Source organism: Salinivibrio sp. ML323 (assembly GCF_001995745.1).
Taxonomy (GTDB): domain Bacteria; phylum Pseudomonadota; class Gammaproteobacteria; order Enterobacterales; family Vibrionaceae; genus Salinivibrio; species Salinivibrio kushneri.
This window is the reverse complement of record NZ_MUES01000001.1, coordinates 40,931-63,846: the sequence shown is the minus strand read 5'-3', so window position 1 is coordinate 63,846 and position 22,916 is coordinate 40,931. Positions and strand designations below refer to the sequence as shown.

General features: G+C 52.5%; 25 protein-coding genes. 15 read left to right on the top strand and 10 right to left on the bottom strand.

Annotated features, from left to right (window positions below; all coding sequences use genetic code 11):
- Positions 1-241: 241 nt before the first annotated feature.
- Positions 242-1,348, bottom strand: coding sequence for a cell division protein ZapE (gene zapE / locus BZG13_RS00305; protein WP_077484166.1), 1,107 nt, complete (start codon positions 1,346-1,348; stop codon positions 242-244).
- Between the two features lie 279 nt (positions 1,349-1,627).
- On the opposite strand from zapE, the gene zapG reads away from it, so the two are divergent.
- From zapG to degS, 3 genes are all read left to right on the top strand, one after another.
- The gene (zapG, locus tag BZG13_RS00300; RefSeq protein ID WP_069363320.1) at positions 1,628-2,035 is read left to right on the top strand and encodes a Z-ring associated protein ZapG; all 408 of its coding nucleotides are present in this window, start codon (positions 1,628-1,630) and stop codon (positions 2,033-2,035) included.
- Between the two features lie 71 nt (positions 2,036-2,106).
- The gene (locus tag BZG13_RS00295; RefSeq protein WP_106407177.1) at positions 2,107-3,471 is read left to right on the top strand and encodes a Do family serine endopeptidase; all 1,365 of its coding nucleotides are present in this window, start codon (positions 2,107-2,109) and stop codon (positions 3,469-3,471) included.
- A gap of 148 nt (positions 3,472-3,619) precedes the next feature.
- Positions 3,620-4,690 (top strand): outer membrane-stress sensor serine endopeptidase DegS, encoded by a 1,071-nt coding sequence (gene degS / locus BZG13_RS00290; RefSeq protein ID WP_069363318.1) that lies wholly within the window; start codon positions 3,620-3,622, stop codon positions 4,688-4,690.
- An 84-nt stretch (positions 4,691-4,774) separates the two neighbouring features.
- On the opposite strand, the gene murA is transcribed toward degS, so the two are convergent.
- The 7 genes from murA to mlaF are packed head-to-tail and all read right to left on the bottom strand — an operon-like array spanning position 4,775 to position 9,365.
- On the bottom strand, positions 4,775-6,034 hold the full coding sequence (gene murA / locus BZG13_RS00285; protein ID WP_077484162.1) for a UDP-N-acetylglucosamine 1-carboxyvinyltransferase: 1,260 nt from the start codon (positions 6,032-6,034) through the stop codon (positions 4,775-4,777).
- A 9-nt stretch (positions 6,035-6,043) separates the two neighbouring features.
- Positions 6,044-6,313: a BolA family iron metabolism protein IbaG gene (ibaG, locus tag BZG13_RS00280; RefSeq protein WP_077484160.1), complete on the bottom strand. Its 270-nt coding sequence runs from the start codon at positions 6,311-6,313 to the stop codon at positions 6,044-6,046.
- 2 nt (positions 6,314-6,315) lie between these two features.
- Entirely contained in the window at positions 6,316-6,630 is a 315-nt protein-coding gene (locus BZG13_RS00275; RefSeq protein ID WP_077484158.1) for an STAS domain-containing protein, read from the bottom strand.
- A complete protein-coding gene (mlaC, locus tag BZG13_RS00270) occupies positions 6,627-7,301 on the bottom strand; it encodes a phospholipid-binding protein MlaC (protein ID WP_069363314.1) in 675 nt (224 codons plus the stop codon). The genes BZG13_RS00275 and mlaC overlap by 4 nt, the downstream gene beginning before the upstream one ends.
- Before the next feature lie 5 nt (positions 7,302-7,306).
- Positions 7,307-7,786: an outer membrane lipid asymmetry maintenance protein MlaD gene (gene mlaD, locus BZG13_RS00265; protein WP_069363313.1), complete on the bottom strand. Its 480-nt coding sequence runs from the start codon at positions 7,784-7,786 to the stop codon at positions 7,307-7,309.
- A gap of 2 nt (positions 7,787-7,788) precedes the next feature.
- Positions 7,789-8,568, bottom strand: coding sequence for a lipid asymmetry maintenance ABC transporter permease subunit MlaE (mlaE, locus tag BZG13_RS00260; protein ID WP_369801985.1), 780 nt, complete (start codon positions 8,566-8,568; stop codon positions 7,789-7,791).
- Positions 8,568-9,365, bottom strand: coding sequence for a phospholipid ABC transporter ATP-binding protein MlaF (gene mlaF / locus BZG13_RS00255; protein ID WP_077484156.1), 798 nt, complete (start codon positions 9,363-9,365; stop codon positions 8,568-8,570). Before mlaF ends, mlaE begins: the two co-directional genes overlap by 1 nt.
- A 371-nt stretch (positions 9,366-9,736) precedes the next feature.
- Between mlaF and BZG13_RS00250 the strand changes: the two genes are divergently transcribed.
- The 12 genes from BZG13_RS00250 to mgtE all read left to right on the top strand — a co-directional run bounded on the left by BZG13_RS00250 (position 9,737) and on the right by mgtE (position 19,114).
- A complete protein-coding gene (locus BZG13_RS00250; RefSeq protein ID WP_046073915.1) occupies positions 9,737-10,699 on the top strand; it encodes a calcium/sodium antiporter in 963 nt (320 codons plus the stop codon).
- Positions 10,700-10,711: 12 nt separating this feature from the next.
- Positions 10,712-11,686, top strand: a complete 975-nt coding sequence (locus BZG13_RS00245) for a KpsF/GutQ family sugar-phosphate isomerase (RefSeq protein WP_069363309.1) — start codon at positions 10,712-10,714, stop codon at positions 11,684-11,686.
- Positions 11,686-12,246 carry a 3-deoxy-manno-octulosonate-8-phosphatase KdsC gene (gene kdsC, locus BZG13_RS00240; RefSeq protein WP_069363308.1) on the top strand — a complete coding sequence of 187 codons (561 nt, stop codon included), beginning with the start codon at positions 11,686-11,688 and terminating at the stop codon, positions 12,244-12,246. Before BZG13_RS00245 ends, kdsC begins: the two co-directional genes overlap by 1 nt.
- Positions 12,243-12,806: an LPS export ABC transporter periplasmic protein LptC gene (gene lptC / locus BZG13_RS00235; RefSeq protein WP_069363307.1), complete on the top strand. Its 564-nt coding sequence runs from the start codon at positions 12,243-12,245 to the stop codon at positions 12,804-12,806. Before kdsC ends, lptC begins: the two co-directional genes overlap by 4 nt.
- Positions 12,787-13,320: a lipopolysaccharide transport periplasmic protein LptA gene (lptA, locus tag BZG13_RS00230; protein ID WP_077484491.1), complete on the top strand. Its 534-nt coding sequence runs from the start codon at positions 12,787-12,789 to the stop codon at positions 13,318-13,320. The genes lptC and lptA overlap by 20 nt, the downstream gene beginning before the upstream one ends.
- Before the next feature lie 8 nt (positions 13,321-13,328).
- A complete protein-coding gene (gene lptB, locus BZG13_RS00225; RefSeq protein WP_046073911.1) occupies positions 13,329-14,054 on the top strand; it encodes an LPS export ABC transporter ATP-binding protein in 726 nt (241 codons plus the stop codon).
- A 172-nt stretch (positions 14,055-14,226) separates the two neighbouring features.
- On the top strand, positions 14,227-15,702 hold the full coding sequence (locus tag BZG13_RS00220; protein ID WP_069363306.1) for an RNA polymerase factor sigma-54: 1,476 nt from the start codon (positions 14,227-14,229) through the stop codon (positions 15,700-15,702).
- 25 nt (positions 15,703-15,727) lie between these two features.
- Positions 15,728-16,015 carry a ribosome hibernation promoting factor gene (gene hpf / locus BZG13_RS00215; RefSeq protein WP_046073909.1) on the top strand — a complete coding sequence of 96 codons (288 nt, stop codon included), beginning with the start codon at positions 15,728-15,730 and terminating at the stop codon, positions 16,013-16,015.
- 3 nt (positions 16,016-16,018) lie between these two features.
- A complete protein-coding gene (gene ptsN, locus BZG13_RS00210; protein WP_069363305.1) occupies positions 16,019-16,462 on the top strand; it encodes a PTS IIA-like nitrogen regulatory protein PtsN in 444 nt (147 codons plus the stop codon).
- Positions 16,463-16,487: 25 nt separating this feature from the next.
- A complete protein-coding gene (rapZ, locus tag BZG13_RS00205) occupies positions 16,488-17,339 on the top strand; it encodes an RNase adapter RapZ (protein ID WP_069363304.1) in 852 nt (283 codons plus the stop codon).
- The gene (locus BZG13_RS00200; protein WP_069363303.1) at positions 17,336-17,611 is read left to right on the top strand and encodes an HPr family phosphocarrier protein; all 276 of its coding nucleotides are present in this window, start codon (positions 17,336-17,338) and stop codon (positions 17,609-17,611) included. The genes rapZ and BZG13_RS00200 overlap by 4 nt, the downstream gene beginning before the upstream one ends.
- 135 nt (positions 17,612-17,746) lie before the next feature.
- Positions 17,747-19,114 (top strand): magnesium transporter, encoded by a 1,368-nt coding sequence (mgtE, locus tag BZG13_RS00195; protein WP_069363302.1) that lies wholly within the window; start codon positions 17,747-17,749, stop codon positions 19,112-19,114.
- A gap of 68 nt (positions 19,115-19,182) precedes the next feature.
- Here the strand turns inward: mgtE and rpoD are convergent, their stop codons facing one another.
- Positions 19,183-21,030, bottom strand: coding sequence for an RNA polymerase sigma factor RpoD (gene rpoD / locus BZG13_RS00190; protein ID WP_069363301.1), 1,848 nt, complete (start codon positions 21,028-21,030; stop codon positions 19,183-19,185).
- 93 nt (positions 21,031-21,123) lie between these two features.
- Positions 21,124-22,875, bottom strand: a complete 1,752-nt coding sequence (gene dnaG / locus BZG13_RS00185; RefSeq protein WP_069363300.1) for a DNA primase — start codon at positions 22,873-22,875, stop codon at positions 21,124-21,126.
- Positions 22,876-22,916: the final 41 nt, after the last annotated feature.

Below are 22,916 nucleotides of genomic sequence, written 5' to 3'. Positions count from 1 at the left end.
AGCCTAAGCTCCCACTGTTAAGCGCCCATACATCACCCCTTCGAGTGGTGGTACACTCGGCCTAAGCCTTTCAACAGTAACGGTGGGTCGCGAGATTATAGGGAAGAGTGGAGAAAAAATCACCTCCTTTTGGCAAAAAAATTCGATGGATTTTTTCAGTTGGTGATTGTTTGGCTACTGCACGCCACTGTAGGGCGGGACACGCACCATCAGAACGCTTGCGCCCCGCTTTTTATCCTATTTAGGGCAAGTGCGGCAAGGCGAGGTAGTCATGGCTTTGCATCTCAATAAGGCGTGATTGGCAGCGCTGAAATTCAAACGCCAACCGCTCGCCTTGATAGAGGCTATCCATGGGTACCGCCGCCGAAATAATTAGCTTCACGCTGCGCTCATAAAACTCATCCACCAAGGCAATAAAGCGCCGTGCAGCGTCGTCTTGCAAGCCAGTCAGCTGAGGCATATCAGCAACCAACACGGTATGATAAAGGCGTGCCAGCTCCATATAGTCACTCTGGCTACGTGCTGATTGGCACAGCTCAGCAAAACCAAAATGCACCACCCCATCACCGTTTTCGATGGTTTGCAGCGATCGATGGTTCACCTCGATCACATCCTGCTTCAACCCGCCCTCGCCATTGAGCTTCTTAAAATACGCGTGCATTTGCGCGGTCGCGGCGTCACCTAAAGGATGGTGAAAGATCTCGGCTTGCTCAAGGGTGCGTAAGCGGTAATCGACGCCTGAGTCGACATTGACCACGTCACAATGCTGGTTAATCAAGGCGATCGCAGGCAAGAAACGGGCACGTTGTAGCCCATTCCAGTAAAGCTCATCCGGCACAATGTTAGAGGTGGCCACCAAGGTAATGCCGCGCGCAAACAAGGCTTCCATTAACGTCCCCAAGATCATCGCGTCGGTAATGTCAGAGACAAAAAACTCATCAAAGCACAGTACTCGGGTTTCTTGGGCGAACTTGTCGGCAATTTGTGGCAAAGGGTCAACCTCGCCATCCAAGGTTTTCAGCTCTTGGTGCACGCGATGCATAAAGCGGTGAAAGTGCATCCGCATCTTGTTTTCGAACGGCAAAGCGTGGAAAAACGTATCCATTAGGTAGGTTTTGCCGCGCCCCACCCCGCCCCAGAAATATAAGCCTTTTACAGGGGTCACAGAAGCCGGCTCGCGCTTACGCCAAGGCAGCCAGCTGCGCTTTTCCGGCGTGGCGGGAACAATGGGGTTGGCAACCAAGCGATGGTAGAGATCATCGAGTTTCTCTACTGCCATACGCTGCGCGGGGTCTTCAATAAAATCGTTATGGGTCAGATCGTTATTGTAATGCTCGAGTGGCGTCATTCCGTGAAAGCCTCATTGATTATCGCCTCGCACGCATAGTAACACGCCCGATACAAAACGTAACATATCCGCCAAACCACCGGAGAGGGCTCGCCCCAACCCACAATCCGTCCGCTGCCAGTACCGCAAGGACGCATCGACGTGTATAGTAAGCGAATCCCCCTTGCTGAGCTATTGGGGAATGTACGATATTATTAGGTAGGCAAGTGATTTTACTTGTCTTGACTGACCCGCCAGTGGTATCTGTGGACAGTCAACTTGTGACTACAAGGAGCAGTTATGGCCTGGATTAATAGCCTGATCTTTCTCGTCATCGGTATCGCGGTAGGCTTCTTCATTGCCCGCATGACGACACGCGATCTCAAACAACAAAAAAACATGAAAAGGGAGCTAGAAAAGTCACGTTACGAGCTGGAGCAATATCGCCAAGAACTGGTTGATCATTTTGCCCAAAGCGCGGAGCTGCTCGATACCCTTTCCAAAGATTACAACAAGCTCTATCAACACATGGCAAAGACCTCGACTGATTTGATGCCCAACTTGCCCGATCAGGATAATCCGTTTGCCAAGCGGCTGGGTAAAATCACTGAAGTGAAAGCCGAGACAACCAGTGAGCCGCCAAGAGACTACTCAGGCAGCGCCTCTGGACTGCTCAAAAGCGGCGAAGGGTCACGCGCGACAAGTTGATGGAGGATTGAACTTTTTCAGATAGCCCCCACTCTCACTTCATACCTCGACAATCGGAGTGTGAGTCTATGATGAAGAAGTCTTTACTAGCGATGAGTATCGCCGCGCTGACTCTTGGCGCGGCTTTTTCCCCTCTCCCGAGCCACGCAGCCTTGCCGCAAACCGTTAACGGTGAGGCGATGCCCAGCTTAGCGCCGATGCTAGAGAAGGTGTCTCCTGCGGTGGTGAGCATTGCCGTTGAAGGCAATAAAGTCGCCAAGCAGCGTATTCCAGAAGCCTTTCGTTTTTTCTTCGGCCCCAACATACCGCCAGAACAAGCCCAAGAGCGCCCATTCCGCGGACTCGGCTCAGGGGTGATTGTCGACGCGGATAAGGGCTATATTGTCACCAACCACCATGTGATTGATGATGCCGACCAAATTCGCGTGCAGCTCAAAGACGGACGCGAGTACGATGCCACCTTGATTGGCAGCGACGAAATGTCTGACATCGCCCTTCTTCAGCTCGAAGAAGAGGCCGATAACCTGACCCAAATTCCGCTCGCGGACTCCGACGAACTGCGCGTGGGCGATTTTGCCGTGGCGATTGGTAACCCGTTTGGGCTTGGGCAAACCGTTACTTCGGGGATCATCTCTGCACTAGGGCGCAGTGGTTTGAATTTGGAAAACTTTGAGAACTTTATTCAAACCGATGCGGCGATCAACAGTGGTAACTCGGGCGGTGCCCTGGTTAACCTTAATGGCGAGCTAATGGGGATCAATACCGCTATTTTAGGCCCAAATGGCGGTAACGTCGGGATTGGTTTTGCGATTCCAGTCAATATGGCGAAAAGCCTGGTCGACCAAATTATCGAATACGGCTCAGTGCGCCGCGGTATGCTGGGAGTAACCGGTCGCGAGCTAACATCGGAGCTGGCCGATGCCTTTGGCCTTGCTACAAAACACGGTGCCTTTGTCAGCCAAGTCATGCCTGAATCTGCAGCAGAAGAGGCAGGCTTGGAAGCCGGGGACATCATCGTCTCGGTTAATGGCAAGAGCATCCGCAGCTTTGGCGAGCTACGCGCTAAAATTGCCACCTTGGGCGCGGGCAAGCCAGTGACCTTGGGGGTTATCCGCGACGGTGAAAACCTAGAAATGGACACCACCCTTAAAGAGGCGAGCCAAACGCAAACCAAGGCCGACAACTTACACAAAGCCCTCACCGGTGCTGAGCTGAAAAATCACGACACCAAGCCCGCTGGGGTAGAAGTGACGGCGATTGAAGAAGGTTCACTCGCCGCGCGCTATGGGCTGCGTGAAGGGGATGTGATTGTCGGTCTTAATCGTCACAAGGTTGAGAACTTAGGCGATCTGCGCAAGCTACTTGAAGACAAACCCAGTGTGCTGGCGCTCAATATCGTCCGCGACAACAGCTCCTTGTACCTGGTGATCCGCTAGCCCGCGAACAGGCCTGGCGTTCATCGATTGATGCCTGCCTTCTCGGCAGGCATTTTTTTTGATCAGACCGCGGTGATGATTTCCCCAACCCTCGCTGACAATGCTATTCTCTAGCTCCGCGTTAAGTTGCTTGAGGATGGCATTATTTATGCTGGCGTTATTGATTCGCTCTGTGATTATTGGCTTGGTGACGGCTGCTTTATTGTTGGTAGCGGTGCCAGACTTACGCTCGGGTCTGCTATCCGGCTTTTCAATGGCAGACAGCATCGAGGACGATCCCGTGGAGCTGGTGTCGTTCAATTACGCGGTTAAGCGCGCGTCGCCGGCAGTGGTCAATATTTACACCCGCAACTACACCGGTAACGAACGATTAGCCCTCAACACTCAGGGGTTAGGCTCTGGGGTGATCATGAGCGCTAAGGGCTATATTGTCACTAACTATCACGTGGTCGCCGAGGCCGATCAGGTGATTGTGGCGTTGCAAGATGGCCGTATTTTCACCGCCCAGATGGTGGGTAAAGACCAGCGCACCGACTTAGCGGTGATCAAAGTACAAGCCGATAACTTACCCGTGATCCCGGTCAACGAGCGCTATCAGCCCGCGGTGGGCGATACGGTGCTCGCGATTGGTAACCCCTATAACCTCGGCCAAACCACCACTTATGGCATTATTTCCGCGACCGGGCGTACCGGGATGAGCTTTTATGGCCGCCAAGACTTTTTACAAACCGATGCCGCGATCAACCGAGGGAACTCTGGCGGCGCCTTGGTCAACAGCCGCGGCGAATTGGTGGGTATTAATACCGCCTCATTCCAGCAAGCCACCGATTTGGAAACCTATGGCATCTCCTTTGCTATTCCCTACGGGTTGACTGAAAAAATCATGAATAAACTGATTGCCGATGGCCGAGTGATCCGAGGCTATATCGGGATTGATGGTCGTGATGTGAATCCGGTAATGGCGCGCCTGCTGGATGCCGAGCAGCAACGAGGAGTGATGGTGTCTGGAGTTGACCAAGGAGGCCCTGCCGATAAAGCCGGCATCAAACCGCAAGATTTAATTATTAAGATTGATGGGCAAGCGGTACGTGGCGCGCGCAGTGCCATGGATATGGTCACCGATACGCGCCCAGGCTCAACGCTAGATGTGACCCTTATTCGTGATGGTGAGACCCTGACACTGCCGGTCAAAGTGGGCGATGAAAGGCAGCGCCGCTAACGCTGTCGGTCTCTGCGCTTATCGCTTCACGCCATCAAAAACGCCAGCTGGATGCTGGCGTTTGTGTGTCGAGTGCAGGCGAGGTTACGCCGCGTCAATCCGCTCTATTTTCGCGCCCAAGGCTTGAAGTTTATCCTCGATACGCTCATAGCCTCTATCGATATGATAAATGCGATCGACAATGGTCTCGCCCTTGGCGATACAACCCGCAATCACGAGGCTCGCCGAGGCGCGTAAATCGGTCGCCATCACTTGCGCCCCGCTTAAGCTGTCGGTGTCACCACAGATCACGGYATTGCCCTCAATTTCTGCATGAGCGCCCATGCGCTGCAGTTCAGGCACATGCATAAAGCGGTTTTCAAAGATGGTTTCGGTGATAATGCCCGTACCCTTGGCCACCAGATTAAGCAGGCTAAACTGGGCTTGCATATCAGTCGGAAACCCGGGATGCGGTGCGGTGCGTACATTCACCGCTTTTAGCTCGCGGTCGGTCATATCGAGTTCGATAAAATCATCACCGGTGACGACCTTCGCCCCCGCCTCTTCGAGCTTGTGCAATACCGCTTCGAGCAACTCCGGGGAAGTATGGCGACAAGTAATATGCCCGCCAGACACAGCCGCGGCCACCAAGAAGGTGCCGGTTTCAATCCGATCGGCCACCACTGAGTGCTTGCCGCCGCCGAGGCGTTCTACCCCCTCAATTTCAATCCGATCCGTGCCTGCACCTGACACCTTGGCACCCAGCATGTTGAGGAACTTGGCAGTATCAACGATTTCTGGCTCACGCGCCGCGTTTTCAATCACTGTGGTGCCGTCAGCCAGAGTGGCCGCGCTCATGATGGTGACCGTCGCGCCGACGCTGACTTTGTCCATCACAATATGCGCCCCTTGCAAGCGGCCATCCACGGTCGCACGCACATAGCCTTCATCCAAGGTAATAGTGGCACCCAGCTGCTCAAGGCCATTAATGTGCAAGTCTACTGGGCGGGCACCAATCGCGCAGCCGCCTGGCAATGACACTTCGCCTTTACCAAAGCGTGCTACCAAAGGCCCAAGCGCCCAAATAGACGCGCGCATGGTTTTGACTAAATCATACGGCGCACACAGCTCGGTAATGTCACTGGCATCCACATGGACAGAGCCGTTGCGGCTCACCTTGGCACCCAGGCGAGATAACAGTGCCATGGTGGTATCTATGTCACGCAGTTTAGGGACATTCGCCACCTCGACCGGCTCTTCAGCGAGTAATGAAGCAAATAAAATCGGGAGGGCTGCATTTTTCGCGCCGGAAATGGCCACTTCACCTTTTAGCGGGCCATTGCCCGTCACTCGAAACTTTTGCATCAGACCCTCTTACAGCTGCATCAGCTTTTTATCGCGTGCCCACTCAGCTGGTGTCATCGCTTTAATGCTGACCGCATGAATATCATTACGCGCAATGTGATCCGTTAGCGGACCATAGATCGTTTGTTGCTTTTTCACACGTGACATCCCGTCAAACATCTCTGCCACAGCAATCACTTCAAAATGGCTGCCATCGCCTTTGACGTGCAGCTCGTCCACTGACAAAGCCTTTTCTGAAAAAGCGGCCTCTAAAATGGCTTTAACTTCGCTTGCTTCCACGTTTAAACCCCTTCTTGATGCTCAGCATCGTCAAAAAATGTGTCTAAATTACTCAGCGTTAACAACAGCTTAAGTTGCTCTGGCACCCCTTGATAACGCACCTGTTGCCCCTGGCTGCGTAGTTGCTTATCAAGGTGTAGCAACATCGCCATACCGGCGGAATCGACGCGTGACAACGCGCTTAAATCCAGGCTAAAGGCGGTGTCGGCGGGGAGCCACTGTTCACGCTGACGCCAAAAGTCAGGCACTGTGTCACGATCTAATCGCCCTGACAAGTGATACTGTTGCCCGTCCCCGGCGGTTAAGCGGATGCTCATGAGGCGTCCTGTTTTTGCTTATCTTCGCGACGGATGGGGCGCTCTGCCAAGGTTTTTAATTGTTCGATGACCGAATCAATGCCATCACGACGTAGCGGCGCTTTCCACTCCGACTGCTTAGACTGGATCATACTCACCCCTTCAGCGGTGACGTCATAGGCTTGCCAATTTCCTGTCCGAGAATTTTTACGTAAGCTAAAATCAAGGCGAATTGGCGGTCGTGATGGGTCGGTAATGTCCACCCGCACTTTGACAATTTTATCGTCCGGGGCAATCGGCTGATCTTTTTGTACCTCGACGGCCTGGTCATCATATTCGAGCAGGATTTGGGCATAAGAAGCAATCATGTATTCAGTGAAGGCCTCGGTAAAGGCATCACGCTGCGCCGGTGTCGCTTTGCGATAATACTGCGCCCCTAACACCAACGATGCCGCATACCGGGTATGGATATAAGGCAGCAACTCGTCTTTCACCACATCTCGCAGCAAGTCCGGATCGGCGCGGAATAAGGTGCGATCTTTACGCAAGCGACTAAACGTGTTGTCCGCAACTTGCTCAATCAGCTGATAAGGGTTGGATTGATCAACCGGCTCACTGGCCTGCGCCACAGAACTAAGGCTAGAAACCATTAAGCAAATGGCGCTACCCAGAGCGATCAATGTCTTCTTCATGCTGTTTACTCCTTGTCACCCATGCTGTAGAGGAATTGACCGATCAGGTCTTCTAGCACCAGTGCCGATTTGGTGTCCTGAATTTTATCTCCCGCCTCGAGATAGCCAATGCCGAGGGCTTCATCCACGAAACCTGGGGTAATACCAATGTACTGCTCGCCCAATAACCCCGCGGTATAAATCGAGGCCGAACTTGATTCCGGAAAGCGCCCGGCGTCCGCGTTTATTTGCAAGGTGACCTGAGGGACATACGTCTCTGCATTCAAAGAAATATCTGTGACCTGGCCGACCGTCACGCCGCCCACCTTGACGGGTGAGCGTACTTTCAAACCACCAATATTGTCGAACTCAGCGGTTAAGGTATAGGTATCCGCCCGCCCCCAACGTTGGACGTCTGCCACTTGAAACGCCAAGACCAATAACGCTGCAATGCCCGCAATGACAAAGCAGCCTACCCAAAATTCTGTTTTACGACTCTGTTGCATGATTAATTCCCAAACATGAGTGCAGTAAGGACAAAGTCAAGGCCAAGCACGGCCAACGATGAATGTACCACAGTACGTGTGGTGGCGCGGCTGATCCCTTCCGATGTCGGCGTGGCATCATAGCCGTTAAAAAGCGCAATCCAGGTCACAGCCACCGCAAACACCACGCTTTTGATCAGGGCGTTGCCCACGTCATAACCCAGATCAACCGACGCTTGCATCACTGACCAGAAACTGCCGTGATCAATGCCTTTCCAGTCGACGCCAACTAACTCGCCGCCCCAAATGCCCACCAGCATAAAAATCACGGCCAGCAGTGGCATGGCGATTACGCCCGCCCAAAAACGCGGGGCAATCACTCGGCGTAGCGGGTCGACCGCCATCATTTCAAGGCTAGAGAGCTGCTCGGTGGCTTTCATCAAGCCTATTTCTGCGGTCAGTGCTGACCCGGCGCGTCCGGCAAACAGCAAGGCGGTCACCACGGGGCCAAGCTCACGCAGCAGCGACAAGGCCACCATTTGCCCAAGGCTGGTTTCCGCGCCAAAGTCTGACAACACCAGATAGCCTTGCAAGCTCAGTACCATGCCAATAAATAAGCCGGACACCATAATGATCGCCAGTGAGCGAACGCCCACCGAATAAAGCTGTTTGACCAACAATGGAAAGGTTTTGCTCGGCTGTGGACGGCCAATCAGTGCGCCTGCCATCACAAAGGTTGCACGGCCCATGGACTCGGCCACACGCATCGCCCGGCGGCCCACATCTTCAATTTGTGTTCTGATCACCGGAAAATCTCCTGCGTTAACTCGCCAGCGGGGTAGCGAAAAGGCACAGGGCCATCGGCATGGCCTTCTAAGAATTGTTTGACCCAAGGATCAGGATTGTCACGCAGCGACTGGGGCGAGCCACTGGCGATAATGCGGCTATCGGCCAGTAAATAAACCTGATCAGCAATGCTCATCACCTCAGGGACATCGTGTGAGACCACCACACAGGTCAACCCTAGTGCTTGGTTGAGTTGGCGAATCAAGGTGACCAGTACGCCCATGGTAATCGGGTCTTGGCCAACAAAGGGCTCATCAAACAAAATCAGTTCAGGATCGAGGGCTATCGAGCGTGCGAGTGCTGCACGACGTGCCATGCCGCCAGACAGATCACTGGGCATTAAGTCGTGTGCACCACGCAACCCCACCGCTTCTAACTTGAGCATCACGATGGTGTGGATCAATGACTCGTCTAAAGCGGTATGTTCGCGCAATGGGAAAGCGACATTATCAAACACCGACATATCGGTGAACAGCGCCCCTGATTGAAATAGCATGCTCATTCGCTGACGGACTTCAAACAGCTTGCGTCGTCCCAAGGTAGGAATAGCGTGACCATCAAACACAATCTCGCCCGCATCCGGTTTAAGCTGACCGGCAATCAAACGTAGCAAGGTGGTTTTGCCAATGCCTGATGGCCCCATGATCGCGGTTACCTGGCCACGTGGCACTTGCAAATCAATATTGTCAAAAATGCATCGATTGCCCCGTGAGAAAGTCATCCCACTGATATCTATCAGGCTCTGTGCTGCCATGGCCGCATCTCATGGTTATAAAGGAACAAAATGAAGTGGCTGATAATAAGGCGTCACCCATTCTAACACAAGCCACGCCGCACCTCAGCGCCCGCAGGACGTGACTTATCCCTGATAATAGCAGCTTCTTTTCGCTTTTCGTGTCAGACATCAGTCAGCTAACGTCCGGTAAATGTAACGCTGCCATTGATGCTGACTGTTTCACGGCGACCATTTCATGGCGACCGTTTCATGGCGACAACTCTCATGTTGATGAATGAAATCGCTGATTTCATCGCTAAAGCACGGGCTTTTCGCTTCACATTTACCCCGTTAGCCGTCAGAATTGCACCTCATTTGTACCCAATCAAAAAACGCAAAGGATAGGTGTCATGGTCATAGCGGTTGCCATACTCATTGTTGGACTCATCGTGCTAGTGTGGAGTGCCGACCGATTAGTGTTCGGCGCGGCAGCAATCGCGAAAAACTACGGGGTCTCTCCGCTGGTGATCGGGATGACTATTTTGGCCATGGGCTCCTCTGCCCCCGAGATGATGGTCTCGGCCAACGCCGCCTTAGCGGATAAAACCGACACCGCCGTAGGAAATGTGTTGGGCTCCAACATCGCCAATATTGCGCTGATCCTCGGTTTCACCGCACTGATCAAGCCCCTTTCTATTGGCTCGACCATTATCCGCCGCGAGCTGCCTCTGATGCTAGGGGTCACCGTATTGGCTGGGGTGCTGCTTTGGAACAACCACCTGGGCTTTTTTGAAGGCGTGGGGCTGTTCACCCTGTTTGTGATTTTCATCCTAATGATGCTAAAAATCGGCAAAGACTCGGGTGGCACCGATCCAATACTGGCCGACCAACAGTCGGATATTCCTAATGATGTCAGTAACCTGAAAGCGGTGCTGTGGATCATCATTGGTTTGCCATTGCTGCTGGTCTCTTCCGATCAAGTGGTTGACTCGGCGGTGACCATCGCGCAGTACTTTGGCATGAGCGATTTGGTGATCGGCTTGACCATCATCGCCATTGGCACCAGCTTGCCTGAGCTCGCCGCGTCGATAGCGGGGGTAATGAAAGGGGAAGATGATTTGGCCGTCGGCAATATTATCGGCTCAAACGTGTTCAATATTCTCGCGGTGATGGGGATCCCAGGATTACTCAACCCCTCAGCGATCAGTGAGTATGCCATGAGCCGCGATTATTATATTATGTTGGTGCTTTCCATCATGTTGCTGATTTTTGCACTCGGTAAATCACGTAGCATCAACCGCATTGAAGGCGCTGTTTTTCTCCTTTGTTATATCGGCTATCAAGGCTACCTGTTTGTTAACGCAGCAGCCTAAACGGACACGAGTATGAGTGATTACAGTTTTGATTTTCGCCGCGCAGGGCTTGATGTGCTCAACATTGAGCAAGACGCGATTGCCCAACTAAAAACRGCAATTGATGCCCACTTCGAGGCCGCATGCGAGCTTATTTTGCACGCCACCGGCAAGGTCGTGGTCATGGGCATGGGTAAATCCGGTCATATTGGTAAAAAAATTGCCGCGACATTGGCGAGCACGGGCACACCGGCGTTTTTTGTCCACCCAGGGGAAGCCAGCCACGGCGATCTGGGCATGATTCACCAAGGTGATGTGGTCCTTGCTATCTCTAACTCGGGTGAGGCGGGTGAAATTTTAACCCTGCTGCCCGTGATTAAGCGCCTCGGGATCCCACTGGTGTGTATGACCGGCAACCCCAATTCCAGTATGGGCCAGCTGGCAAAGGTCAACTTGAACATTCATGTGCCACAGGAAGCCTGTCCATTGGCTTTGGCCCCCACCTCCAGCACCACGGCGACCTTGGTGATGGGTGATGCCCTTGCGATGGCATTAATGCAAGCCAGAGGCTTTACCGCGAACGATTTCGCCCTCTCCCACCCCGGCGGCGCACTGGGGCGTAAGCTATTATTACGTATCAGTGATTTGATGCACCAAGACGCGCGCTTGCCCATGGTAAAGGAAACCGCCACTGTCCGTGATGCACTTTTAGAGGTGTCGGAAAAAGGCCTGGGTATGACAGCGATTGTTGATAGTCATGGGCAACTCACGGGCGTGTTTACCGATGGTGATTTGCGCCGCTTGCTGGATATGCGCATTGACCTGCACACCACCACCATCGGCTCGGTGATGTCGAAAAATCCGGTCACCATTGAGCCGGAACTGCTCGCGGCAGAAGGACTCAAACTCATGGAAGAGCGTAAAATTAACGGGTTGCTGGTTGCCAAAAACGGCCAGCTGCTTGGCGCCCTTAACATGCATGACCTTTTAAAAGCCGGAGTAATGTAATGGCTTCCACTGTGATTGACACCCTTTATGGCCCTGTAGCCGCCGACGTATTTCAACGTGCCGCGGCGATAAAGTTGCTGATTTGTGATATTGATGGCGTGTTCTCCGATGGCCGCGTTTACATGGGCAATCATGGCGAAGAGCTCAAGGCGTTCCACACCCGTGATGGGTATGGTATCAAATCGATCATGAATGCCGGCATTGAGGTCGCGGTGATCACTGGCCGCCAATCGCAGATTGTCGCGAACCGCATGCAGGCGCTCGGTGTCCAACATGTGTATCAAGGACAAAGTGATAAACTTTCGGCGTATCAAGACTTGTGCCGCCATGTTGATGTTTTACCCGCCCACACCGCCTATATGGGCGATGACTTAATTGATTGGCCGGTGATGGAGAAAGTCGGGCTTGCCTGCTGTGTCGCGGATGGTCATCCACTCCTTAAGCGTCGCGCGCACTTTGTCACGCAAACAGGCGGTGGCTTCGGCGCCGTGCGTGAAGTGTGCGATCTCATGTTAGAGGCGCGTGGTGAACTCGACCAACACAAGGGCTTGAGTTTATGATCCGGCGGCTTGGCCTGCTTCTATTGGTCGTGCTTTGTAGCGTAAGCGGTTACTATCTATTGGTTCAGCATGGCTGGCAGCAAGTACAACAGGTTACCCCTGATGCCGAAAAGCCGCTTTTTACTGGCGAAGCGATCCAAACTGTGCAATATGATGCGGATGGTGTGCGCAGCTACACCGTACACGCCAAGCATCTTGAGCATTATGCCAAGATTGATGAAACCCACTTTAATGAGCCCGTTCTGTGGACGTACAAAGCAGGCACAGAGGAAGAGTGGCGGGTGAGTGCAGACTACGCAATATTGTCCGATGACCACCTGTTGACCATGACGGGCAACGTGCGCATTTTTAACCTACTACCGAATGCACAAATAGATTCGGTAGCCACTGATTCGGTGACCTTGAATCTCACCACGCGAGATTTTTGGTCTGAGAGTCCGACGACGATCACCGGCACCCGTTTTCAAACCAAAGGTCAACGGGTGAAAGGAAATTTCGGTAACCACCAGATGGAATTGTTAGACGATGTTAGAGGCCGATATGAAACGACCCCTCGTTAAAGCGCTGGCAGGTGCCATGTTGCTACTGTCGCATTACTCACTGGCTCTAAGCAGTGATACTGAGCAACCTATTCACATTCAATCAGAAAGCCAGCACCTGGATATGGCCACCAACACGGTGACCTTTACCCAGAATGTGGTCCTGACCCAAGGCAGCATTAAAATCTTGGCTGATAAACTGATCGTGATTCGCCCGGAGGGCCAAGAGGGGGATGAAACCATCGAAGCCTATGGCAAGCCGGCCACGTTTGAGCAAACCATGGACGATGGCAAAGAGATTCATGGCGAAGCCAACAAGCTGCGCTACGAAGTGGGCAATGAATTTCTTAAAATGTCGACCAATGCGATGCTTGAGCAAAGTGGCAATCAGGTGGAAGGCAACGTGATCACCTATGAAATCGACAAGCAACAGCTTGTGGCAGAAAGTGATAGCACCAAACGCGTCACCACGATTTTGCAGCCGAGCACCAAGTCGTCATCCTCTCAGGATGCATCCACGTCAGACGAGCAATAAGAGGCGACATGGCAACACTCACAGCGGCCAATCTGGCCAAAAGTTATAAAGGGCGAAAGGTGGTCGCCGATGTCAGCTTAGAAGTGAAATCCGGTGAAATTGTTGGCCTTTTAGGCCCTAACGGTGCGGGTAAAACCACCTCGTTTTACATGATTGTCGGCTTGGTCGCTCGTGACGAAGGGGCCATCTATATCGATGACAAAGACATCAGCATTCAGCCGATGCATAACCGTTCACGCTTGGGGATCGGCTACTTGCCACAAGAGGCGTCGATATTTCGTAAGCTGAGCGTCTACGATAACCTGATGGCTGTGCTACAAACCCGTAAGTCGCTAAGCAAAGAAGAGCGCCAAGACAAGGCAGAAGATTTGCTCGATGAGTTTAATATCCAGCATATCCGTGACAGCTTGGGGATGGCCTTATCCGGCGGTGAACGCCGTCGGGTAGAAATCGCGCGTGCATTGGCCGCCAATCCGAAATTTATTTTGCTGGATGAGCCCTTTGCCGGGGTCGATCCGATATCGGTGATCGATATTAAGAAAATCATCGAGCATTTACGTGATCGTGGCTTAGGCGTATTGATCACCGACCACAATGTGCGCGAAACGCTCAGTGTCTGTGAACATGCTTACATTGTCAGCCAAGGACACTTGATTGCACACGGCACCCCTGATGAAGTGCTTAATGATGAGCATGTCAAACGGGTCTATTTGGGTGATCAATTCAAACTCTAGTGCGCCCGATCATGCCAGCTTGGTGAGCGTGTTCGGATAAAATATAGTGGACTGGCTCACGCTACAAACTGCCAATCAAGGCTATAGTTACTAAAGAGCGCTTGCCCTGTTAGCCAGAGCAAGCGTTTTTAACCTCTTCGGTCGTTGAAATAAGGAAAGGTGTACCGCCTCTATGAAACCCACGCTTCAGCTTAAGCTTGGACAACAACTCGCAATGACACCGCAGTTGCAACAGGCGATCCGCCTGTTGCAACTATCGACGCTGGACTTGCAACAGGAAATCCAAGAAGCGTTGGAAAGTAACCCGCTGTTGGAGCATGACGAGGGCCAAGAGCAAGAGGCCACTCAGCACGAGCCATCCCATGATAAAGACGCGGACGCACAAGAAACTGCAACCGCCAGCGCGGACACCATGGAAGCCTCTGACGCGTTTGAAAAGAACGAAATGCCAGACGATCTCCCGGTCGATACCACCTGGGATCATCTCTACTCGGCTGGCACGGGCAACACGGGCGCAGGTGCCAGCGGATACGACGACCAACCGGTTTATCAAGGCGAAACCACCCAAACGCTTTACGACTACTTAAAGTGGCAGCTCGAGCTGACGCCTTTTTCGGAAAACGATCAGGTGATTGCGATGGCGATCATTGATGCGGTGGACGATCAAGGTTACCTGTCAGTGAGTACCGAAGAGATCCTCGATAGCTTAGGCAGCGAAGAGATTGAACTTGACGAAGTCGAAGCGGTGCTCAAACGCGTGCAGCATTTTGATCCCCTAGGCGTTGCCTCTCGCACACTGCAAGAGTGCTTGATGCTGCAACTGGCCACCTACGACGCCGATACCCCTTGGCTGGACGACGCGCGGAAGGTGCTCACCGAACACATGGACTTGCTCGCCAACCGTGATTATCGCCAGTTGATGCGTGAAACTCGGCTAAAAGAGCCTGAGCTTAAATCCGTGATGCAATTGATTCATAGCCTCGAGCCACGCCCAGGTAACTTGATTGTGACCAACGAGGCCGAATACGTCGTCCCTGATGTCTCCGTATTTAAGCATCAAGGTCAGTGGGTAGTTCAAATCAACCCAGATAGTGTGCCCAAACTAAAAGTGAATGAGCAATACGCCGCCTATGGCCGTAATGGGTGTAGCCCTTCTGATAGCCAGTTTATTCGCTCACACCTGCAAGAAGCCAAGTGGCTGATCAAAAGCCTCGAGAGCCGCAATGACACCTTGCTGAAGGTAGCGCGCTGTATTGTCGAACATCAGCACGACTTCTTTGAGTATGGGGAAGAGGCCATGAAGCCGATGGTGCTTAACGACATCGCCTTGGATGTCGATATGCATGAGTCGACCATCTCCCGTGTGACCACCCAAAAGTTCATGCATACGCCACGCGGTATTTTCGAGCTGAAATACTTTTTCTCTAGTCATGTCAGTACCGACAATGGCGGCGAGTGCTCATCCACGGCGATTCGCGCACTGATCAAAAAATTGGTCGCTGACGAGCCGGCTAACAAACCGCTCAGCGACAGTAAGATTGCCACATTGCTGGCCGAGCAAGGCATTAAAGTTGCACGACGGACCATTGCTAAATACCGAGAATCTCTAGGTATTGCACCGTCAAACCAGCGTAAGCGTCTACTATAGGCGCCTCAACAGAAGGAAAGTGTGTATGCAAATCAATCTGACCGGACAGTCTGTCGACGTCACGCCACCACTACGCGAGTATGTGGAGACCAAGTTTGCTAAACTCGAGCGCTTTTTCGAGCACATTAATAATGTCCATGTTGTACTGAATGTCCAAAAGCTCGACCAGATTGCAGAAGCAACGCTCCACGTCAACAACGGGGAGATCCATGCAAAAGCACAATCGCATGATATGTATGCGGCCATCGATGGGCTGACCGATAAGCTGGTCAAGCAACTGAGTAAACACAAAGAAAAGCTCAAACAGCACTAAGCTATGGAACTGAAAGAAGTACTGTCAGTGGACTGCACCCGCAGTGCCGTCCACTGCTCTAGCAAGAAACGCGCACTGGAAATTATCAGCCAGGTTGCTGCGGACAAGCTAGGCACCAACGCACAAACCTTGTTTGAATGCATGCTAAGTCGCGAAAAGCTGGGGACGACCGGCATAGGAGCGGGGATTGCCATTCCCCATGGTCGCACACTCGATAGCCAACATGCCGTGGGGGTGCTGCTACAATGCGCCCAGCCCATTGAGTTTGATGCGGTGGACAAACGGCCTGTCGATCTGCTGTTCGCGCTACTGGTCCCCGACGAACAGTGTAAGGTACACCTGCAAACCCTGTCCGCGATTGCCGAGAAGTTGAATGACAAAAAGCTGTGTCGTCAACTGCGCAATGCTAATTCAGACCAAGAGCTGTACAATATCATTACCCAATAATGGGCAATGCTGACGGGAGCGAACTATGATGCTAAAAATTGTTAGTGGCCGTTCCGGCTCAGGAAAGTCAGTGGCATTGCGGGTGCTGGAAGATCTTGGCTATTACTGCGTTGATAACCTGCCCGTCAACTTACTGCGTGACTTTGTGGTCTCTCAAGACGATGTGGACGCCAAGATTGCGGTCAGTCTCGATATTCGCAATTTCCCTAACGCTAAAGAACCGGTTGCCGACACCTTGGCGGCGCTGCGCGACATCTGCGATGTCACTGTGTACTATTTAGACGCCGACGATAAAGATCTGATTAAACGCTTCAGTGAAACACGTCGGTTGCATCCACTGTCTCGCCAAAACCTTTCTTTAGAGCAAGCCATTTTGGCCGAGCGTCAGCAGATGGCACCGATTAAAGAGCACGCCGATCGGGTGATTAACACCACGGGCTTGTCGATTCACGACTTAAGTGAGTCCGTCCGTTCATTGGTGCTAGGTCGCACCAGTAGCGATTTGGTGATGGTGTTTGAATCTTTTGGCTTTAAACATGGCTTGCCTGCCGATGCCGATTATGTGTTTGATGTTCGCTTTCTCCCCAATCCACACTGGGAGCCCGCGCTCCGCCCTCATACTGGGTTGGAAAAACCGGTGCGTATGTTCCTCGCCGCCCAACCTGACGTGGCCATGTTAGTGGCGCAGATTAAAGGGTTTCTCGAGTCTTGGTTACCTGCGCTTAAAAATAACAACCGTAGTTATGTCACCGTGGCGATTGGCTGTACTGGGGGCAAACACCGCTCGGTGTATGTCGCGCAATACTTATCGGATTATTTTCAGGAGCTGGGCGAGCAAGTGCAAACACGTCACCGTACCTTGGAGCAAAAACAGTGACCTCGATATCGGCTCAAGTGTGTATTCGTAACCGCTTAGGTTTGCATGCGCGCGCGGCGATCAAATTAGTGGAACTGATGCAAGATTATGATGCTGATGTGATACTGCAAAGCGCGGATAAATCCGCGACGGCTGACAGTGTGATGGCGATGCTGATGCTGGAATCGGCGCAAGGTGAAACTATTACCGTTTCAGCCACTGGCCCACAAGCATCGCCTGCTCTCGATGCCGTGAAAGCATTATTTGAAGCCGGCTTCGACGAAGACAGCTAAATCGTCTCTCCTTCTATGCCACTGCGCAGACCAGCGCGTTGAATCGCGCTAAATCCCGCCGATAACCGATTTGTCATGCGACAGACTCCCCTGATTGGGTTAGAATTTTAGTCATTGCATTTGGGGGAGTGGCCGATGGCAGAAACACTAGAACAAGAACAAAGTAACCTAACCCACCAACGGCTCCAAGAAGTCACTCAATTGCTCGAGCAAGGGATGTTCGTTCGCGTACGCCGTATGCTCGAGGACATGGAGCCAGAAGACATAGCACACCTTTTAGAGGCCTCTCCACCGAAAGGCCGTCTAGTGCTTTGGCAGCTCACCGATCCTGAAGATCAAGGTGAGATCCTTGATGAGCTATCAGAAGATGTGAAAGACGGCATCATGGTTCGCATGGCCCCTGACCAGCTCGCGGCAGCGACGGAGGGGATGGAAACCGATGATGTGGCTTACTTGCTCCGCAGCCTACCGCAAGACGTGTCCCAAGACGTGCTGGCGGAAATGGACGCCCAAGACAGGACGCGGGTACAGCAAGCCCTTTCTTACCCCGAGGAGTCCGCTGGCGGGATCATGAACACGGACGTCATCACTATCCGTGATGATGTCACCGTGGATGTGGTATTGCGCTATTTGCGGATGCGCGGTGAGTTACCCGACACCACAGATACCCTGTATGTGATCGACCCCAACGGCCGCTTGATTGGTAACTTGCCGATCAGTGCCCTGTTGGTTAACCAGCCGGATACCGATATCGCTGACATCATGGATGCCCCGGATGAAGCGATCAGTGTCACCATGGACGACGGGGATGTCGCCAGCTTGTTTGAACGCCGTAATTGGGTCTCTGCGCCCGTGGTGGATGAGCATAATCACTTGGTTGGTCGGATCACCATTGATGATGTGGTAGACATTATTCGTGAAGACGCTGAACACTCAATGATGAGCATGGCAGGTCTTGATGACGAGGAAGACACCTTTGCCCCCGCGTTTAAAAGTGCGCGTCGCCGTAGTATTTGGCTAGGGATCAATGTGTTGGCAGCGTTAACCGCGGCCTCGGTGTCCAACATGTTTGAAGGGACCCTGGATAAAATGGCGGCGATTGCGGTGTTGATGACCATTGTTCCCTCCATGGGCGGTGTGGCCGGTAACCAGACCGTCGCCTTGGTGATTCGCGGCCTGGCCGTTGGCCATATTGGTGATTCCAACACCCGCTGGCTGTTGGCCAAAGAAGCCACTGTCGGCATGATTAACGGCCTAGTGTGGTCGATGATCATTGGCGGTGTAGTGGTGTTATGGAAAGGTAATATTGAGCTGGGCTTGATCATCTCAGGCGCGATGATGGTTAACCTGTTTGTCGCAGGTATTGCTGGGGTAGCGATACCGACGTTGCTGAAAAAGTACAATATCGATCCGGCATTGGCGGGGGGGATGGCGCTGACCACGGTCACCGATGTGGTCGGTCTGCTCGCCTTTTTAGGGCTGGCTACCTTATTTATTACTTAGCCTCTGTCGTATAAAAAAGGCGAGCCACCTGGCTCGCCTTTCTCATTGGATAGCTTGAAACCGCGTCATTACTCGTCCAAGAAACTACGCAATGTCTCAGAGCGGCTTGGGTGACGTAACTTACGCAGCGCTTTCGCCTCAATCTGGCGAATACGTTCACGGGTCACATCAAACTGCTTACCCACTTCTTCCAGGGTATGGTCGGTATTCATTTCAATACCAAAGCGCATACGCAGGACTTTCGCTTCACGCGGTGTCAGACCGGCCAGCACATCATTGGTTGCCATCTTAAGGTTGTTCGACGTCGCCGAATCCATCGGTAGCTCCAAGGTGGTGTCCTCGATAAAGTCACCCAGGTGTGAATCTTCGTCATCACCGATTGGGGTTTCCATCGAGATCGGCTCTTTAGCGATCTTCAATACCTTGCGAATTTTGTCTTCCGGCATCAACATCCGTTCAGCCAGCTCTTCAGGCAACGGCTCTCGGCCCATTTCCTGAAGCATCTGACGCGAAATGCGGTTGAGCTTGTTGATGGTCTCAATCATGTGCACCGGAATACGGATGGTTCGCGCTTGGTCAGCAATCGAGCGCGTGATTGCCTGACGGATCCACCAGGTCGCATAGGTTGAGAACTTATAGCCACGGCGATATTCAAACTTATCGACCGCTTTCATCAAGCCAATGTTACCTTCCTGGATAAGGTCCAAGAACTGTAGGCCACGGTTGGTGTATTTCTTAGCAATCGAAATAACCAGACGTAGGTTGGCCTCAACCATTTCTTTTTTCGCACGGCGTGCTTTCGCTTCACCGATAGACATGCGACGGCTGATGTCTTTGATCCGCTCGACCGACAAGCCCGTCTCTTCTTCGATAATCTTCAGCTTCTGCACACAGCGGCGAAGATCTTCTTCGTAACGCGCCACACGCTCTGCGTAAGGCTTGCCAGAGTTCAGCGCTTCGTCAATCCATGCATCCGATGACTCATTGCCCGCAAACAGTTGCACGAAGGTTTTCTTCGGCATTTTGGCCTGGTCGACACAAAGACGCATCACCAAACGCTCTTGGGTGCGCACCTTGTCCATGGTTTGACGCATGTCATTAACCAGACGATCAAACTGCTTGGGGATCAGACGGAACTGCTTAAACGTTTCAGACAGCGCATCGATCGACGCTTTAGTACGCTCATCATAACGACCGTACTGTTGGATCGCGGTTTCCATCGCCGCATAGGTACGACGAAGCTCGCTGAACTTCTCACGCGCCAGTTCAGGATCGATACCAACATCTTCATCACTCTCATCGTCTTCGTCGGTATCGTCTTTTTCTTCGTCTTCATCATCTTCGTCATCAAGCTCTTTTTCGCTGAGCTCGGAGCCGATATGGGTCGCCGTGGGCGCGACGTCATCCTGGTCTGGATCGATAAAACCAGAAATAATGTCGGTTAAGCGAAGCTCTTCCGCTTCCACTTTATCGAACTGATCAAGCAGTGAGGCAATCGAGGCCGGATATTCTGCCACCGAACACTGCACCTGGTTGATGCCGTCTTCGATACGCTTGGCGATATCGATCTCACCCTCACGGGTCAACAGCTCAACCGTGCCCATTTCTCGCATATACATGCGAACAGGATCCGTGGTGCGACCGATTTCACTCTCCACGCTAGAAAGTGCCGCCGCCGCTTCTTCGGCTGCGTCTTCGTCGGCCACGGTTTCTGACATCATTAGCTCATCGGCATCAGGGGCGGATTCCACCACTTGAATGCCCATGTCGTTAATCATCTGAATGATGTCTTCTATTTGGTCGGAATCGACAATGTCTTCCGGGAGGTGGTCATTAACTTCGGCATAGGTCAGATAGCCTTGCTCCTTGCCTTTTGCGACAAGCAACTTCAGCTGTGACTGCGGATTTTGATCCATAGACGATATCCAACTTCGGGTCTGAGTGAAGAATTTAGTATGCGGAAACGCAAACCGCCAATTTTAACAAATGTCACCTTTGCTGGCTACTTTCTAAACGGACTGGCTCTGTATCAGTAGCATCAGTTCCCGCTTCTCTTCGACTGATAAGCCGACGGTATTTGACTTCGCTTGCAACTTGGCTATTTGTTGTTCGACACACTGGGCGAGTATTTTATCCAGTGAATCGCAAAAAAGTTCTGACGCATTTTCATCGTCAACATGTAGATCCCAGCCAGCCAACCGGGCTAGCAAGGCTTCTTGCTTGGTTCCCCGCCAGTGCTCTAGCAACTGACCGGTAGTGATATGGGGGCGCTGTCGGCAAATCTCAAGGATGGGGTTTAACAACGCTAACCCGGGTAAATCAATGGTATCGGCCGATGGCAACGGCGGCACTTCTTGGCCGAGTTTGGGGTACTGCACTAACAGCGCAATCACCTCACGCATCGGCGTGCGCTTAATGTCCTGTTGACCATGCACTTTCACCGGCTGACCTTGACGACGAATCAGGGTATCAAGCTGATGATCATCCATAATCCCCAGCTTCTGTCCCAGAGTATTACGCAAGTAAAGCCGCAAGGTATCACCCGGCACCTTTTCAATCAGCGGCACCGCCAAATTCGCCAGCTTGGCTTTCCCCTCTTGGCTACTGGTATCCACCTGCTTGAGCAAGGTGGTAAACATAAAGGTCGATAAACTCTGCGCCTCGCCCAGACGCTGCTCAAACCCTTCTTTGCCTTCTTGGCGGATGATAGAGTCCGGGTCGTCACCGTCAGGCAAAAACATAAATTTTAACTGGCGGCCATCGTGGATATAAGGCAGCGCTTGCTCCATCGCCCGCCAAGCGGCATCGCGTCCTGCTCTATCGCCGTCGTAGCAACACAGTATAGTACCGGTTTGCCGGAAAAGGGTTTGAATATGTTCGCCCGTGGTCGAGGTGCCCAAGGAGGCCACCGCATAATCCACGCCAAATTGCGCCAACGCGACCACGTCCATGTACCCTTCTACCACGAGTATACGCTCGGGATGGCGATAGCGTTGCATCACCTCATACAAGCCGTATAGCTCACGCCCTTTATGGAAAATCGGCGTTTCTGGCGAGTTAAGGTATTTGGGGGTGCCATCCCCTAATACACGGCCACCAAAACCGATTACTCGCCCACGGCGATCACGGATTGGGAACATCACGCGGCCACGGAATCTGTCGTAGCTATGGCCGTTATCGTTCTCAATCAACATGCCAGCGGTGAGCAACTGACGAATATCAGCTTGATTGCGACCAAAGCGGCGCTTAATGGTGTCCCATTTATCCGGGACAAAGCCAATACCAAATTGCTTAACTACTTCGCCGGATAGACCACGCTGTTTGAGGTAATCAATGGCCACTTGCCCCGCATCAGTGCGTAGTTCGCCACTGTAGGTACGCGCAATGGCTTCCATCATCTCGTAGATCTGACGCTTGTCATCACTGGGCATACTCGGACGCGTGTTGCCGCCCCCGGTTTGCTCACGAGGTACCTCTAAGCCTAAGGTGCTGGCGAGCTCTTCGATGGCATCAGGAAACTCAAGTCGCTCGAATTCCATCACAAAGTCGATAGCATTGCCGTGCACACCACATCCGAAGCAGTGATAAAATTGCTTGTCTTGGCTTACACTGAATGAAGGCGTCTTTTCGTTATGGAAAGGGCAACAGGCACTGTAGTTTTTGCCTTTTTTCTTGAGCTTGACCCGTGCATCAATGATCTCAACGATGTCGAGACGTGAAAGCAAGTCATCAATGAATGCGCGCGGGATTCTGCCTGCCATAACCTGAAATTTATAGGGAGAGAAGCAAACAAGCCGCGCCG